Here is a 14,173-nt window from a genome sequence, read left to right on the forward strand (position 1 = left end):
GCTGCGCCCCGCGCGGGTAAAAAAGGGGCTGTTTCGGCCCGCCGCCGGGCAAGGCGGCGTGCCGGAACAGCCCCAAAGGCCGGCGCCATTCAGGCGCCGCCACGGATATCAGAACGAGCGCGCGACCGAGAAGACAGCGCCGATTCGGCCCGACGGGTGACCGTACTTGGTGGGCAGCCAGTTGTCCTTGGTGGCGCCGACGGCCGCCAGACCGAGGATCCAGCCCTTCAGGTCCTTGGTCACGCCCACCTTGTAGTCGACGTAATGGCCGATCGAGTCGCCGTCCATGTTGGTCTGGTTCTTGAGCTTCTGGTAGCCCAGATGGCCCAGCAGTCCCCAGCCGTCGCCCAGGTCGAACGTGGCCGTTCCGTCCAGGTACCAGGTGCCCTTGCTGTCCGGCGTGCTGAAAAAGTCGCTGGGCGTGTACGAATACTTGAGGCTGTAGTTGCCGTAGGACGCGCCCAGGTAGAGGTCCGTGTTGTTGTAGTTCCCGCCCTTGGGGGAACTGGAGCCGGGATAGTAGTAATGCAGCACGCCCGCATCCAGCGTGAAGCCGCCGCCCACGTCACCCTTCCAGCCGCCGTAGAAATCCATTTCCAGGTTGCCGTCGGTGAACACGAAGCTGGAGACGTTGGAGTTCCAGTTGCCCAGGTAGAAGCCCGAACTGTGGTTCAGGTCAAAGCCCAACTGAACGGCGGGACGGAAGTCGGTCTGCGAATAGCCGCGGAAGCGGTAATCGCTGACTATGGTGGCGTTACCGCTGAGCGAAAAGCCGCCACCCAGGTCGGTGGGTTCGGCTTGCGCCACACCTGCAAAACAAGCGGCAAGCGCGAGGGGCAAGGCTAGCAACGTCTTATTCATGGTGCGAAGGTCCTGATCGGATAGTCGAAAGAGCGGACGGCGCGCGGCGCATCCGGCTGCCCGGCTTGTGCAGGTCAAGCCGGCTCAAATCCCTTCAAGCAATGTCCGTGCCAGGTTTCAGCGCCAGCGTGCAGCCTGCCGCAGTGTCCTTCGGGCTTCGGCATTGCACCATGCTGGTGCCCTCTTATGGGGCGCGGCCAAGGCCCATGCGTCAAAACTGGGAAATCCGGCCTGGCCCCGCCTGGAAAAAACAAACACCCCGGCACGCGGGAAGCGTGTCGGGGTGCTGTTCAAGCGGAGCGTTGCTCCGCTTTGCGGCCAGTGTGATGGCCCAGGACTTGCCGGCTCAGTTGGCGTGGGGCGCGGCAGGCGGCGGGGGCGGCGGGACGTCGCCGGCAGCCGGCGGAGGCGGCGGCATGCCGGGACGACCGTCGGCGCCGCGCATGCCGGGGCGACCCTTGCCGTCCGCGCGGGCTTCCATCTTGGCGTGGCGCTCGGCCATGCGGGCTTCGCGCTCCTTGACGATCTTGGTCACCTGGCCGCGCTGCGTGTCGTTCAGGCTATCCCAGACGGCCAGCCATTGGTCGCGCACCTGCTTGGCTTGCGGGCCGAACGCGTCACGGCGCTTTTCCGACTGCTCGATGAGCGCGCGGGGATCCAGCTTGCCGCTGTCCAGCTGCGACTTGAGCAGGTCATGGCGCGTACCGCGGTCGGCGCGCATCGCTTCGTGCAGGCTGCGCTGCCCTTCCTGGGCGGTCTTGAACAGGGCCTCCTGCTTGGCGTCGAGCTTCAGCTCGGCGACCTGGGCCTTGGAGACGGGGCCCAGACCGGGGATCAGCAGGCCGTCGCGCATGCCCTTGTGGAAACCACCGCCGCGATGGCCTTCGTGCATGGCGGCCGGACCGCCCTCGGCGGGAGGAGGCGGCGCAGCCATTGCGGAGCCAGCCGCGAAACCGCTCGACGCGGCGACGATAGCAAGGACGGCCAGATTGGAGCGGATAGCGAATCGGGACATGGATGTCTCCTGAAAGTGAAGAAAGCGAGGCCATTGTGCGATCCGCCTGGTTTCATCCAGGTTTCGTTTACGGCCGTCTTGTTTCAGTCGATTGCTTGCCCGCCAGACGCGAGAACGGGGCCACACAGGCCCCGTCGGTGTCCCCTGACCCGTGCGCATTGGCAAGGAATCAGGCTGGCTGGCCGCCCGCGCGGATCAGCCCGCGTCCCAGGCCGCCATGTATTCCTTCCAGTGCGGCGCATCGCTGGCCGAGAGCGTGTCGCGCACCAGCGCGATTTCGGTCTCGTAGGCGGTGCGGTCGAGTTCACCGCGCAGGAAGCGGAAGCGGCAATACACCAGCCACGTATTGACCACGTCGGTTTCACAGTACGCCCGCACTTCGTCGGCGCGGCCCGTGCTCCAGGCCTCCCAGACCTTGCTGCCATCCATGCCGAGCTTGCCGGGAAAGCCGCACAGCTTGGCCAGTTCGTCGAGCGGCGCGTTGGCGCGGCCGTTGTACTTGGCCAGCACGTCCATCAGATCGATGTGACGGTTGTGATAGCGCGAAATGTAGTTGTTGAACTTGAAATCGCGGTCTTCTTCGCCCATGTCCCAGTAGCGCGGCGCGGGCACACCCTGGATCAGGCTGCGGTAATGCAGGACGGGCAGGTCAAAGCCCGAGCCGTTCCAGCTGACGAGCTTGGGCGTGTAGCGTTCGATGGTCTTGAAGAAGCCCGCAAGCAAGGCCGCTTCGGGATCGTCCGGCTGGCCCAGCGTCTTGACGCGAAAGCCCTGGTCGTCACGGAACACGCACCCTACCACCGCGACCTTGTGCAGATGCAGCGGCAGGAAGTCGTGGCCCACGGCCTCACGCCGCGCGGTCAGCGCGCGCTCGACCACTTCGTGGTCGGGCACGTCGGCGCCCCAGCCGTTGAGCTTGCGCAGCCCGTCGGCGTCAGGGATGGTCTCGAGGTCGAATACCAGGGTGGGCGTCATTTGGGCGGCAGGTATTGCATCGGATCCACCGGCGTACCCTGGCGGCGGATTTCAAAGTGCAGACGCGGCGACGTCGTGTCGCTCTGGCCGAGTTCAGCGATCTTGGCCCCGCGCTTGACCGTCTGGCCGGTCTTCACGAGCAGCGCACGGTTGTGCGCGTAGGCCGTGATGAAGCCGTTCTGGTGCTCGACGATGATGAGGTTGCCCAGGCCGCGCACGCCATTGCCGCTGTACTTGACCAGGCCATCCGCCGCGGCGGTGATCGGGTCGCCCAGCGCGCCGGCGATGTCGATGCCCTTGCTGCTGGCATTGAACGCCTGCACGATCTGGCCGTTGGCCGGCCAGGCCCAGTTGATGACGCCCGCATCGGCCGCACGCGTGGCCGGCTTGGTGTCGACCGGCGCCGGCGCCGGCGTGGGCGTGGCATCAGGTGCGGGCGTGGTGGCCGCGGGAGTTTCGGGTTGGTCAAGCGGACGCGGTTGCGGCCGGTTGCTGGCAATCGGCGCGGTCTGCGCGCCGCCGCCGGTGGCGCCGCCAGACATGCGCAGCACCTGCCCCACCGAGATCTGGTTGGGGTCGCTGATGTTGTTCCAGCGCTTGATGTTTTCGATGTCGACGTTGTTGGCGCGCGCGATCTTGTAGAGCGTGTCGCCCGGCTTGACCACATAGCTGCCGGACGTGGCCGTCGGCGCGGGTTGTCCGCCGGTCATGTCGACCACCGGGGCACGAGTACCTTTGGATGCGCAGCCGGCCAGGATGGCGAGGCTGAGAACCCCCACTGCGAAGAGCGGGCGGCGAAGACGCGTCATGGACGCGCCCAAATTCATATCGGTCAGTTGCAACTGCCCGTTGAGCATACGTTTCTCCTGTCGCTCAAGATTGTATTCCGGACCGTAGCGGCACAAAGCGCACGGCCTCTAGTTCGGTTCTTTTCCAGCTTGCCGCGCCCGTGCGTTCGATCAGAACCAGGCGCTGGTTCGAGCCCCCTTCGGGAGCGATGAGACGGCCGCCCGGAGCAAGCTGCGTCAGCAGCGCTTGCGGGATGGCCAGACCTGCGGCAGCCACAACGATAGCATCGAACGGCGCCACGCCGGGCAGCCCCAAAGTGCCGTCTCCATAGATGAGCCGGATCCTTGTAGTGAGCCGCAAGGCGCGTAGATGCTCGCGCGCCAGCTCGTACAGCCCGCGTATGCGTTCGATGGTGTGGACGTCGCGCACGAACTGCGCGAGCACCGCGGCCTGGTATCCGCAACCGGCGCCGACCTCGAGCACACGGGTAGGCGCGCGATCTTCGCAAGCAGCCGCGATCATACGCGCCACAACCCACGGCTGGGAAATGGTTTGCGAGTGACCGATGGGCAACGCGGCGTCTTCGTACGCGCGGCTGGCAAGGGCCTCGTCTACAAACAGATGGCGCGGTACTGCGGCCATGGCGTTCAGCACGCGTTCGTCGGTGATGCCCTGAGAGCGCAGACGCTGCACCATGGCCTGGCGCAAGCGTTCGGAGTTCAGGCCAAGGTTGCTGCCCGCTTGCGGCACGGGCGTCTGCGCCTGCCGCTGCAAGGTGGCGGCCGAGATGCGCGTGTTGCTGTTGGCCGGCGTGTAACCCGGGCCGAGTCGGCCGGCGTCGTGGCGGGCCGGGCTGCCGCGGCCGGCGCCGGGGGTGATGTCCGGCTGGCTTATGCGTTTGCGCATAGCGGCTCTGCCCAGGTGCGGATCTCGTCAAGCTGGCTGTGCTGGGTCAGGTCCAGACGCAACGGGGTGACGGACACGATGCCCTGCTCGACGGCGTGAAAGTCCGTGCCGGGCGTGGCGTCGGCGGCCAGTCCGACCGGTCCGATCCAGTAGACCGTGTCGCCATAGGGCGTGGTGGTGCGCACGACCGGTTGCGACGGATGCCGCTTGCCCAGCCGCGTGACCGCAAACCCGTGCATGTCTTCAAAACGGCGGCTCGGGATATTGACGTTGAGCAGCACCGGCGCGGCGAGCGGCTGGGCCAGATGGCGCTCGACGACCAGGCGGGCGGCGCGTGCGGCCGAGTCGATGTGCTCCCAGCCCTTTTCCGCCAGCGAGAACGCGATGGCGGGGATGCCGAACAGATAGCCTTCGCTGGCGGCGGCGACGGTGCCCGAATAGAGGGTGTCATCGCCCATGTTGGCGCCGTTGTTGATGCCAGACACGACCAGGTCGGGGCGCGTATCCATCAGGCCGGTCAGCGCGACGTGCACGCAATCGGACGGCGTGCCGTTGACCGCGATGAAGCCGTTTGAAGCGGTGCGCACCGACAGCGGCCGGTTCAGCGTGAGCGAGTTGGAGGCGCCGCTGTGGTTGGTCTCGGGCGCGACGACGATCAGATCGCCCAGCCCTTCCAGCGCGGCGACCAGCGCTTCCAGGCCAGGGGCCGAATAGCCATCATCGTTCGAAACCAGAATTCGCATTGTGCATCCGAAAGAAAATAAAACGCGGGTGACGTGGCGGATTGTACCCGCGGTAGAATCCGCAGCCACTACTACAACAACGGACTCCCCTTCCATGGCGATAACCGAACCCTCCCTGGCATTTACCGTCGCGCTCGTCGTGCTGGCCTACCTGATCGGCTCCGTGCCCTTCGCCGTGGTGGTCAGCAAGCTGATGGGTCTGCAAGACCCCCGCAGCTATGGGTCCAAGAACCCCGGAGCAACCAACGTGCTGCGCACCGGCAACAAGACCGCCGCCGCGCTGACGCTATTGGGGGACGCCGCCAAGGGATGGTTTGCAATTTGGCTGGCCGAGAAGCTGGCGCCCGGCATCGGCCCCGTCGCCCTGGCCTGCGTGGCGCTGGCCGCCTTCATTGGCCACCTCTACCCCGTGTTCCTGGGTTTCAAGGGCGGCAAGGGCGTGGCGACCGCGCTGGGCGTGCTGGTGGCCATCCAGCCCTGGCTGGCCGTCGCCACCGCGGCAACCTGGCTGATCATCGCCATTTTCTTCCGCTATTCGTCGCTGGCTTCGCTGGTGGCCGCGTTCTTCGCCCCGGTGTACTACGTATTTGGATCCGGGTTGGCCTGGCAGGCGCAGCCGGCGCTGGGCGTGGCGCTGGCGATCATCGGCATCCTGCTGTTCTACCGTCACCGCGCCAATATCGCCCGGCTGATCCAGGGCACCGAAAGCCGGATCGGCAGCAGGAAGAAGTAATCTTCCCGCGATGGGCGGATCAGATGGGTGAAACAAGCGGGCGGCCTGGCCGCCCGTTCTTCATTTCAGGCGATATCGGCCAGATCCCAGCGCGGCTTGACCGTGAAGCTATGGGCGCTGGCGTCCAGCGTGGCCAATCCGGCCTTCACCCGTTCGGCGGCCGCGAACGCGATCATGGCGCCGTTGTCGGTGCACAGTTCCAGCGGCGGGAAGTATGCGCGGGCCTTGAGCGGCTTGAGCGCGGCATCGAGCTTGGCGCGCAGAAGCTGGTTGGCCCCCACGCCACCGGCCACGACCAGGCGGCGCAGCCCGGTCTGTTTCAGCGCGCGGATGGACTTGGCCGCCAGCACCTCGACGATGGCCGCCTGCGTGGCGGCGGCAAGGTCCGCGCGGGTCTGTTCGTCCAGGCCGCCATTCTGTTCGGCCGCCTTGACTCGGGTCAGCACGGCGGTTTTCAAGCCGCTGAAACTGAAGTCCAGGTCACCGCTGTGCAACATGGGGCGCGGCAGGTCGAAGCGCGAGGCGTCGCCGCTGCCGGCCAGCCGGGACAGCGCGGGTCCACCCGGGTAGCCCAGGCCCATGAGCTTGGCGGATTTGTCGAAGGCCTCGCCCGCGGCGTCGTCCAGGGTTTCGCCCAGCAGCTCGTAGCGGCCCACGCCGTCCACGCGCATGAGCTGGGTATGGCCGCCTGAGACCAGCAAGGCAATGAAGGGAAACTCGGGCCGGGGATCGGCCAGCATCGGCGACAGCAGATGGCCTTCGAGGTGATGGATGCCGATGGCAGGCAGGCCGCGCGACCAGGCGAACGACTGCGCGACGCTGGCGCCGACCAGCAAGGCGCCGGCAAGACCGGGCCCGGCCGTATAGGCCACGGCGCCGATGTCGGACATCTGCAGGCCAGCGTCCTGCAGCACCTGGCGAGTCAGCGGCACCACGCGGCGGATGTGGTCGCGCGAGGCAAGTTCCGGCACCACGCCCCCGTATTCCTGGTGCATGGCGATCTGGGTATGCAGCGCGTGCGCAAGCAGGCCGCGTTCCGTACAGACGGCTGCGACGCCGGTTTCGTCGCAGGAGCTTTCAAAGCCGAGAATGATCATGGCGGCAGAGTTTACAACTGATGCGAAAATACTCGGGTTCTTGACTGGGACGGGGCTTTCCGCCCCGCCCGCGACAACCTGAAAATCCTGCACAAACCCTGGGGACTCGAATGCTGGAGAAGCTATTCAAGCTGCGTGAGCACGGCACGACCGCAAGAACGGAAGTCGTGGCCGGCCTGACGACATTCCTGACGATGTCGTACATCATCTTCGTCAATCCTGACATCCTGTCCTCGACGGGCATGGACCGCGACGCGGTCTTTGTCGCCACCTGCCTGGCCGCCGCGCTGGGCTCGCTGGTGATGGCGTTCATCGCCAACTGGCCGATCGGCATGGCGCCCGGCATGGGGCTGAACGCCTTCTTTGCCTTCACCGTGGTCAAGACCATGGGTTACTCCTGGGAGCAGGCGCTGGGTGCGGTGTTCATCTCGGGCATCATCTTCCTGTTCCTGACGATATCCGGCATCCGGGTCTGGCTGGTCAAAGGCATCCCGCATTCACTGCGCAGTGCCATCGCAGCCGGCATCGGGCTGTTTCTGGCCATTATCGCGCTATCCAGCGCGGGCATCGTGGTCGCCCATCCGGCCACCAAGGTCACGCTGGGCAACCTCACCACGCACGGCCCACTCTTTGCCATCCTGGGCTTTTTCGTGATCGCGTCGCTGGATGCGCTGCGCGTGCGTGGCGCCATCCTGATCGGCATCATCGTCGTCACGGTGCTGTCGATGGTGATGGGCTACAACGAGTTCAAAGGCATCTTTTCGGCGCCGCCCAGCCTGTCGCCTACCCTCTTCAAGCTGGACATCATGGGCGCGCTGCATTCCGGCTTCGTGCACGTGATTCTGGTGTTCGTGCTGGTCGAAGTGTTTGACGCCACCGGCACGCTGGTGGGCGTGGCCAAGCGCGCGGGCCTGGTGCCTGAAGACCGGCCCAATCGCCTGGGCCGCGCGCTGTTCGCGGACAGCACCGCCATCGTGGCCGGTTCGATGCTGGGCACCAGCAGCACCACCGCCTATGTCGAAAGCGCCTCCGGCGTGCAGGCTGGCGGACGCACCGGCATGACCGCACTGATCGTGGGCCTGCTGTTCCTGGCCGCGCTGTTCATCTCGCCGCTGGCGGGCGCCGTGCCGGCCTACGCCACCGCACCCGCCCTGCTCTACGTCGCCGGCCTGATGATGCGCGAGCTTATCGACATCGACTGGAACGACGTCTGCGAAGCCACGCCGGCCGCGCTGACCGCGCTGGTCATGCCGTTCACGTACTCGATCGCCAACGGCATTGCGTTCGGCTTCATCAGCTACGTGGTGCTCAAGACCGCCACGGGCAAAATGCGCGACGTGCACCCGGCCACATGGCTTGTGGCCGTGCTGTTCGTGATCCGCTACGCGTTCTTCCCTGAATAGTCAGGCTGACACGCTGTTCGCGTAAAACCGCCGCAGGCCATGCCTTGCGGCGGTTTTTTTCATTTGGCGGCCGTCCACACCGGCAGTTCGTAGCCGTCGAGGTCCGTGAAATGGAAGCGGCTGCCGCCCGGAAACGTGAACTCGTCGCGGCTGATGCGACCGCCCGCGGCCGTGATGCGTTGCCGGGTTGCGGCCAGGTCGTCGCCGTACAGGATCACAAGCGGACCGCCCGGCCGCACCGCTTCACCCGTCGTGAAGCCGCCCGTCAGCCGGCCATCGGTGAATTCCGAATACGTGGGGCCGTAATCCGTGAACGTCCATCCGAAGACGTCGCCATAGAAGCGCTTGCTGCGCGCGATGTCCGCGACGTTGAATTCGATGTTGTCGATGCGATTGTTCTGGCCGCTGGCGCCCATGCGCGTCTCCTTTGGTTGAATGGCAAATGTTGAATGGCCAATGCGCGGCCATTCCAGGCCGCGTTCGTGCTTGCTATTGTAGGGATCGAGAAAATCAATCAACCCGGCCAAGGGCATGGTTGCTGGCGGGCGCGGTTGAATTCGCCGATACACTCCCCATGTAGATCAGCATATGGAGTACATTTTGCGCCCTTCCCCTTTCATTACCGCGCTGCCGGCCTGTCATGACGCAGCGGAGGCGCACGCATGAGCGCCCTGGCGAATATCCCCTTTTCCGTGCTGGACCTGGCCCCCATTGTGCAGGGCCGCGATGCCGCAGACGCGTTCCGCAATACGGTCGCGCTGGCGCAGCATGTCGAGCAACTGGGCTACAACCGCTTCTGGTTGGCCGAGCACCACAACATCAACGGCATCGCCAGCAGCGCCACGGCTGTGCTGATCGGCCATGTGGCCGGCCACACGCGCACGCTGCGCGTCGGCTCGGGCGGCGTCATGCTGCCCAACCACGCGCCGCTGATCATCGCAGAACAGTTCGGCACGCTCGAGACCTTGTACCCCGGCCGCATCGACCTGGGCCTGGGCCGCGCGCCCGGCAGCGACGGCGCCACGCAACAGGCGCTGCGCCGCAGCCCGCGCAGCGGTCTTGAGTTCCCGGCCCTGGTCGAGGAGTTGCGCGGCTTTCTGGCCCCCTCGCGCCCCGGCCAGCCCGTGCGCGCCATCCCCGGCGAAGGCCTGGATGTGCCGATCTGGCTGCTGGGTTCCAGCGACTTCAGCGCGCGCATGGCGGCTGAACTAGGCCTGCCCTTCTCGTTTGCCGGGCATTTCTCGCCGGAAGGCATGGCCGCGATGCGCTTGTACCGTCACTTGTTCAAGCCTTCCGAGACGCTGGCGCGCCCCTATTCGATGATCGGCGTGCCCGTCATTGCCGCCGAAACCGACGAGGCCGCGCGGTTCCAGTCGACCACGCAGCAACTGAAGTTCCTGTCGCTCGTGCGCGGCCATCGCCTGCAATTGCAGCCGCCGGTCGAAAGCATGGACGGCGTGTGGAACGAATGGGAGCGCGAGGCGGTCAATCAGAGATTGGGCGCTTCGATCGTGGGCGGACCGGACACCGTCAAGCGGGAACTCGAAGCCCTGGTCGCGGAAACGCAGGCCGACGAGGTCATGATCGTGTCCGACTTCTACGACATCGCAGACCGCCTGCGTTCTTTCGAGATCGTCGCCTCGCTGAAAAACGGCGCGGGCGTCTCCACGAAATCGGCGGCCTGAGGGCCGTATTCTGCGCCATTGACGGCGCCAACCATTGCGACGCGGCCTGGACCGGCTCTACTATGGGCTTTCAACGCCTGGCAATACGCGTCGCCGCATCAGCGCCGGGGCAGGCCCCCGGTGTCTCCGCCACCGCTTTTCGCCGCCCACGCGGCAAGGATTTCTTATGAGTATTGTTGAACTCACCAAAGACAGCTTCCAGGAAGCCATCACGCCCGACGGCACCCTCATCGTCGACTTCTGGGCGCCCTGGTGCGGCCCGTGCCGTGGTTTCGCGCCGGTATTTGAACAGGCCGCCACCGAGCATCCGGACGTCACGTTCGCCAAGGTGAATACCGACGTCGAGCAGGAACTGGCCGGCGCGCTCGGCATCCGCTCGATTCCGACGCTGATGGTCTTCCGCGAAAAGGTCCTGCTGTTCTCGCAACCCGGCGCCTTGTCCGGCGGTCAGTTGAATGAACTGCTCGCCAAGATCAAGGAAGTGGACATGGAAAAGGTCCACCAGGAAATCGCCGCGGCGCAAGACAGCCAGGACGCGTAAAACCGCAAGGGGCCCGGATCGGGCCCCTTCCTTTTGCACCGGGACATTTGCTTCCCGGACGCCGCTGCGCGGCAGGCCGGTGCGGACGCTGGCTGGCTACGAAACGACTTCCCACGCGGACCGGCCGCGCGTGATGTTCGCCGCAGTGACTTCCAATTCAGTCAGCACCACACGCGGCACCGTGAACGTGAGCGTGACGCCGTCCGCGTTGTAGTCTTCCTGCAAGATGGCCGCGCCTGCCTGGGCCAACCGCGATTTCAACAGCGCCATCTCGCCGAAGCCGCAGGCGCAGCGCACCGTTGCCAGATCGACGATTTCCGTGCGCTCGCCCAACCGCAGGCAATTGGCTGCGCATCCGCCGTAAGCGCGCACCAGTCCGCCCGCGCCGAGCTTGATTCCCCCGTACCAGCGCACGACCAATACCGCCACGCGGTCCATGTCCTGGCCTTCGATGGCCTGCAGAATCGGCCTGCCCGCGGTGCCGCCGGGTTCGCCATCATCATTGAAGCGGTATTCCTGTCCGATGCGGTAGGCCCAGCAGTTGTGCGTGGCCTCGGGGTCGCTGTGCTCGGCAAAGAAGCGCATGGCGTCGTCGATCGTGGCGACCGGCGCGGCATACGCGGCAAAGCGGCTTTTCTTGATGTCTTCCTGGTAAGTGCAGGGAGCGGTCAGCGTGTGCGTCATGCCCGGCATTGTAAGTGCGCGGATCGGCAGGCGATGCGGCCTGCGCGGCCCGGCCTGCTCGGATGCGGCCTGCGCGGCCCGGCCTGCGCGGCGCCGACCGGACGCGCATCAGCCGTGGCAGTCCGGGACTTCCTGATCCAGATAGACGTCGAAGGCGACGTCGCGAGCCCATTTCGTGGTCATGGCCTTCCAGGCGCCGGCGCGGTCCCAGGCCCGCATCTCTTGCCCGAGCCACGCGCGCGAGGCCTCGTCCTGCGCGGGCAGCAGCCACACGCGCTCCTGGCGTGCGCCATCCGGCGTCAGCGTCGAGGAGAACTTCTTCCATTCCGGAAAGCGCATCAGCGGCTCCCAGACGGCATCGTCGACCAGACCGATGTCGCACGCTCCTTCGCGCACGGCGACGAGCGCGTCCGACGGCACGCGATACGTCTTGACGGTTGCGCCCCAGCTTTGCGCCAGGGCTTGCGCCTGCGTGGCGGCTTCGGCCATGCACACGCTGCGGCCCTGCACGTCGGCGGGCTTGCGCATCCGCGTGTCGGTGCGGATCACGGCCTTGGGCCGTGCCGCGTAGCCGGTGGCTTGCACCGCGACGGTCTGCGGCTGTCCGTCGCCGCGGTCCGCAAGCACCAGATCCACTTCGCCCGCCTTGAGCGCCCGGGCGGCGTCAGCGGCCGGCAACTGGACCAGCCGCACGGGCAGCTTCAGGCTGGCGCCCAGCTTGTCGGTGATGGCGGCGTCCAGGCCTTCGGGCGTGCGGATCTTCGCCCCCGCGACCGGCGGCGGCGCCAGATACGGCACGCCCACGACCAGCTCACCGCGCGCCCGCGCCGCCGGAAAGGTCTCCGGCTGCGCCTGCGCGAAGCCCGCGAGCAGCAGGCCCGCGGCAAGGACGAATGGACGCATGCGGGACATCATGATGACAACGTCAGACGTATTGGTAACGCAGCAAACGATGCTTGAGGTTTTCAAGCACGAACTGGTCGATCAACGCAGCCAGCACGGCGATCACGAGGATGTTGGTCATGACGCCGGTCATGTCCGCGATTTCGCCCGAGTACGCCAGCGACCGGCCCAGCCCCTTGCCGAACCCGATCAGCATTTCGGCCGAGATCAGCGCCCGCCAGGCGTTGCCGAACGCCAACTGCGCGCCGGTGATGAGCTCGGGCATGACCGCCGGCAGGTACACCCGCTTGATCAGCCCCCAGCGCGTCGCGCCCATGACGCGCGCCGCCGACACGTGCACGCGCTGCACGGATTCGGTGGCGTTCATCACGCTGAGCGCGGCCGGGAAGAATGCCGACAGCGCCACGACCACGATGATGGGCGTATTGCCAAAGCCCATCACGATGAGAAACAGCGGCACCCACGCGATGGACGGAATGGATTGCAGGATGACGATGGCGCTGCGCAGGACTTCGCGAAAGAAGAACAGCACGGCCGCCACGAGGCCGAAGCCCACGCCGGCGGCCAGCGCCAGCCCGTAGCCCGCGCCCAACCGTCCCAGCGTGCCCATGAGGCTCTGATGGAACGACTGCTTGCCCAGGTCTTCGAACAGCCGCTCGACGACGGCGGGCACGCCCGGCATCAGGAAGTCGGGCAGCGCGAACGCGGCCAGTTGCCACAGCGCAAGGATGAACAGGACGCCCAAAACGCCCGCAAGATGCTTGCGGGCGCCGGTCACACGGGTAGATGCGCTCAAAGCTTGCGAGCCTCTTGCCAGGACAGATCGACGATGCTGGAGACGTCGTACGGCTTGCCGTCGCGCGTCTTGAGCGAACCCTGGGCCTGCAGGATGTCAGCAATTTCCTGCATGCGCGCCGTGTCCTTTTCCGTCAGCTTGGGCGTGAACACCTGCGTGCTGATGGCCTCGGAAATGACGGTCTCGCGCGGCAGCTCGCCGCGGGTCAGCGTCTTGAGCGTGGGCTCGGCGATGAAGTACGACGCGATCAGCTTGGATGCCTGCGCCGGTTCCTTCTGCAGCAGCGTGATGGCCTGGTTCTGGGCGTCCAGCGCCTTCCAGACATCGTCCTTGCGCTTGGCCAGCGTTTCGCCCGACGTGATGACGACCATGCACGGGAACGGCCAGGCCTGGCCCACTTCGTAGATCTGCTTGACCGGCGCGACCAGTTGCGCGATGCGGTCGTAGGGTTCGAACAGGAAGGCAGCGTCAACACGCTTGCCCACCAGCGACTGCACGGCCACGGCCGGGCTCACGCCCATGACGTTCACGTCGTCGGCAGTCAGGTTGCCCTGCTTGAGCACGACGCCCTTCAGAACCACGTCGGCGGTGCTGCCTTCGGCCTGCGAGGCCAGCGTCTTGCCTTTCAGGCCGGCGATGTCCTTGATGCCGGAATCGTCACGCACGATCAGCGAGTGATAGCCCTGCTGCGCGCCGCCCACCACCTTCAGGTCAGCGCCCTTGGAGGCCCAGGCGACCGCGTTGGTGAAGCCGAGCACGCCGATGTCGAGCTGGCCGCCGACGATTGCCTTGATGAGATCGGTGCCCGATTTGAATTCGATCAGTTCGGAATCCAGGCCGGCCTTCTTGTAGTAGCCGCCCTCTTGCGCGACGATCGCCTGCGCGTCGTCCATCACGCGCAGGTAGCCTACGCGGAACTTCTCGGCAGCCATCGCGGGGGCAGCCGCCAGCAGCGCCGCGGCCAGCGGCAGGGACAACCATTGCTTCAGTTTCATCAGAAGAGCTCCAGGAAATTCGATAAGCGGCCGCGCCCGGGCGGCCG

Annotated in this window: 16 protein-coding genes; 4 read left to right on the top strand and 12 right to left on the bottom strand. The window is 66.1% G+C overall.

Going from position 1 to position 14,173, the window contains the following annotated elements:
• Window positions 1-108: 108 nt before the first annotated feature.
• The 6 genes from B3098_RS19285 to surE form a co-directional block, all read right to left on the bottom strand.
• The gene (locus B3098_RS19285; protein WP_175121707.1) at window positions 109-861 is read right to left on the bottom strand and encodes a TorF family putative porin; all 753 of its coding nucleotides are present in this window, start codon (window positions 859-861) and stop codon (window positions 109-111) included.
• A gap of 346 nt (window positions 862-1,207) precedes the next feature.
• Complete coding sequence (locus tag B3098_RS19290) at window positions 1,208-1,876, bottom strand: hypothetical protein (protein WP_286898530.1); 669 nt, start codon at window positions 1,874-1,876, stop codon at window positions 1,208-1,210.
• A gap of 195 nt (window positions 1,877-2,071) precedes the next feature.
• Window positions 2,072-2,851 carry a 3'-5' exonuclease gene (locus tag B3098_RS19295; protein WP_175121709.1) on the bottom strand — a complete coding sequence of 260 codons (780 nt, stop codon included), beginning with the start codon at window positions 2,849-2,851 and terminating at the stop codon, window positions 2,072-2,074.
• The gene (locus tag B3098_RS19300) at window positions 2,848-3,708 is read right to left on the bottom strand and encodes a peptidoglycan DD-metalloendopeptidase family protein (protein WP_175121710.1); all 861 of its coding nucleotides are present in this window, start codon (window positions 3,706-3,708) and stop codon (window positions 2,848-2,850) included. The genes B3098_RS19295 and B3098_RS19300 overlap by 4 nt, the downstream gene beginning before the upstream one ends.
• 16 nt (window positions 3,709-3,724) lie before the next feature.
• Window positions 3,725-4,546, bottom strand: a complete 822-nt coding sequence (locus tag B3098_RS19305; RefSeq protein ID WP_255595626.1) for a protein-L-isoaspartate(D-aspartate) O-methyltransferase — start codon at window positions 4,544-4,546, stop codon at window positions 3,725-3,727.
• Window positions 4,531-5,289 carry a 5'/3'-nucleotidase SurE gene (gene surE / locus B3098_RS19310; RefSeq protein WP_286898533.1) on the bottom strand — a complete coding sequence of 253 codons (759 nt, stop codon included), beginning with the start codon at window positions 5,287-5,289 and terminating at the stop codon, window positions 4,531-4,533. Before surE ends, B3098_RS19305 begins: the two co-directional genes overlap by 16 nt.
• Window positions 5,290-5,383: 94 nt before the next feature.
• Between surE and plsY the strand changes: the two genes are divergently transcribed.
• Complete coding sequence (gene plsY / locus B3098_RS19315) at window positions 5,384-6,022, top strand: glycerol-3-phosphate 1-O-acyltransferase PlsY (RefSeq protein ID WP_279974271.1); 639 nt, start codon at window positions 5,384-5,386, stop codon at window positions 6,020-6,022.
• 65 nt (window positions 6,023-6,087) lie between these two features.
• Here plsY and tsaD read toward each other — a convergent pair whose 3' ends face one another.
• Window positions 6,088-7,119 (bottom strand): tRNA (adenosine(37)-N6)-threonylcarbamoyltransferase complex transferase subunit TsaD, encoded by a 1,032-nt coding sequence (tsaD, locus tag B3098_RS19320; protein WP_218343689.1) that lies wholly within the window; start codon window positions 7,117-7,119, stop codon window positions 6,088-6,090.
• A 110-nt stretch (window positions 7,120-7,229) separates the two neighbouring features.
• On the opposite strand from tsaD, the gene B3098_RS19325 reads away from it, so the two are divergent.
• Complete coding sequence (locus B3098_RS19325) at window positions 7,230-8,522, top strand: NCS2 family permease (protein WP_279974269.1); 1,293 nt, start codon at window positions 7,230-7,232, stop codon at window positions 8,520-8,522.
• A gap of 59 nt (window positions 8,523-8,581) precedes the next feature.
• On the opposite strand, the gene B3098_RS19330 is transcribed toward B3098_RS19325, so the two are convergent.
• Window positions 8,582-8,938 carry a VOC family protein gene (locus B3098_RS19330; protein ID WP_279974281.1) on the bottom strand — a complete coding sequence of 119 codons (357 nt, stop codon included), beginning with the start codon at window positions 8,936-8,938 and terminating at the stop codon, window positions 8,582-8,584.
• 246 nt (window positions 8,939-9,184) lie between these two features.
• On the opposite strand from B3098_RS19330, the gene B3098_RS19335 reads away from it, so the two are divergent.
• Window positions 9,185-10,207 carry an LLM class flavin-dependent oxidoreductase gene (locus B3098_RS19335; protein ID WP_175121717.1) on the top strand — a complete coding sequence of 341 codons (1,023 nt, stop codon included), beginning with the start codon at window positions 9,185-9,187 and terminating at the stop codon, window positions 10,205-10,207.
• A gap of 166 nt (window positions 10,208-10,373) precedes the next feature.
• Window positions 10,374-10,748, top strand: a complete 375-nt coding sequence (locus B3098_RS19340; RefSeq protein WP_006388150.1) for a thioredoxin family protein — start codon at window positions 10,374-10,376, stop codon at window positions 10,746-10,748.
• Between the two features lie 96 nt (window positions 10,749-10,844).
• Here the strand turns inward: B3098_RS19340 and B3098_RS19345 are convergent, their stop codons facing one another.
• From B3098_RS19345 to B3098_RS19360, 4 genes are all read right to left on the bottom strand, one after another.
• On the bottom strand, window positions 10,845-11,432 hold the full coding sequence (locus B3098_RS19345; protein WP_286898541.1) for an IMPACT family protein: 588 nt from the start codon (window positions 11,430-11,432) through the stop codon (window positions 10,845-10,847).
• Between the two features lie 108 nt (window positions 11,433-11,540).
• Window positions 11,541-12,347, bottom strand: a complete 807-nt coding sequence (locus B3098_RS19350; protein WP_286898543.1) for an ABC transporter substrate-binding protein — start codon at window positions 12,345-12,347, stop codon at window positions 11,541-11,543.
• A gap of 10 nt (window positions 12,348-12,357) precedes the next feature.
• Window positions 12,358-13,131: an ABC transporter permease gene (locus B3098_RS19355; RefSeq protein WP_175121720.1), complete on the bottom strand. Its 774-nt coding sequence runs from the start codon at window positions 13,129-13,131 to the stop codon at window positions 12,358-12,360.
• Window positions 13,128-14,126, bottom strand: coding sequence for an ABC transporter substrate-binding protein (locus B3098_RS19360; protein ID WP_175121721.1), 999 nt, complete (start codon window positions 14,124-14,126; stop codon window positions 13,128-13,130). Before B3098_RS19360 ends, B3098_RS19355 begins: the two co-directional genes overlap by 4 nt.
• Window positions 14,127-14,173: the final 47 nt, after the last annotated feature.

This window comes from Achromobacter sp. UBA2119 (genome assembly GCF_002331005.1).
GTDB classification, from domain to species: Bacteria; Pseudomonadota; Gammaproteobacteria; order Burkholderiales; family Burkholderiaceae_B; genus Achromobacter; species Achromobacter animicus.

Coding starts and splice junctions, on each gene's coding strand:
- B3098_RS19350 (WP_286898543.1), bottom strand. CDS start 12,347: ATGATGTCCCGCATGCGTCCATTCGTCCTTGCCGCGGGCCTGCTGCTC.
- B3098_RS19360 (WP_175121721.1), bottom strand. CDS start 14,126: ATGAAACTGAAGCAATGGTTGTCCCTGCCGCTGGCCGCGGCGCTGCTG.
- B3098_RS19330 (WP_279974281.1), bottom strand. CDS start 8,938: ATGGGCGCCAGCGGCCAGAACAATCGCATCGACAACATCGAATTCAAC.
- surE (WP_286898533.1), bottom strand. CDS start 5,289: ATGCGAATTCTGGTTTCGAACGATGATGGCTATTCGGCCCCTGGCCTG.
- B3098_RS19340 (WP_006388150.1), top strand. CDS start 10,374: ATGAGTATTGTTGAACTCACCAAAGACAGCTTCCAGGAAGCCATCACG.
- B3098_RS19325 (WP_279974269.1), top strand. CDS start 7,230: ATGCTGGAGAAGCTATTCAAGCTGCGTGAGCACGGCACGACCGCAAGA.
- B3098_RS19305 (WP_255595626.1), bottom strand. CDS start 4,546: ATGCGCAAACGCATAAGCCAGCCGGACATCACCCCCGGCGCCGGCCGC.
- tsaD (WP_218343689.1), bottom strand. CDS start 7,119: ATGATCATTCTCGGCTTTGAAAGCTCCTGCGACGAAACCGGCGTCGCA.
- B3098_RS19345 (WP_286898541.1), bottom strand. CDS start 11,432: ATGACGCACACGCTGACCGCTCCCTGCACTTACCAGGAAGACATCAAG.
- B3098_RS19295 (WP_175121709.1), bottom strand. CDS start 2,851: ATGACGCCCACCCTGGTATTCGACCTCGAGACCATCCCTGACGCCGAC.
- plsY (WP_279974271.1), top strand. CDS start 5,384: ATGGCGATAACCGAACCCTCCCTGGCATTTACCGTCGCGCTCGTCGTG.
- B3098_RS19285 (WP_175121707.1), bottom strand. CDS start 861: ATGAATAAGACGTTGCTAGCCTTGCCCCTCGCGCTTGCCGCTTGTTTT.
- B3098_RS19290 (WP_286898530.1), bottom strand. CDS start 1,876: ATGTCCCGATTCGCTATCCGCTCCAATCTGGCCGTCCTTGCTATCGTC.
- B3098_RS19335 (WP_175121717.1), top strand. CDS start 9,185: ATGAGCGCCCTGGCGAATATCCCCTTTTCCGTGCTGGACCTGGCCCCC.
- B3098_RS19300 (WP_175121710.1), bottom strand. CDS start 3,708: ATGCTCAACGGGCAGTTGCAACTGACCGATATGAATTTGGGCGCGTCC.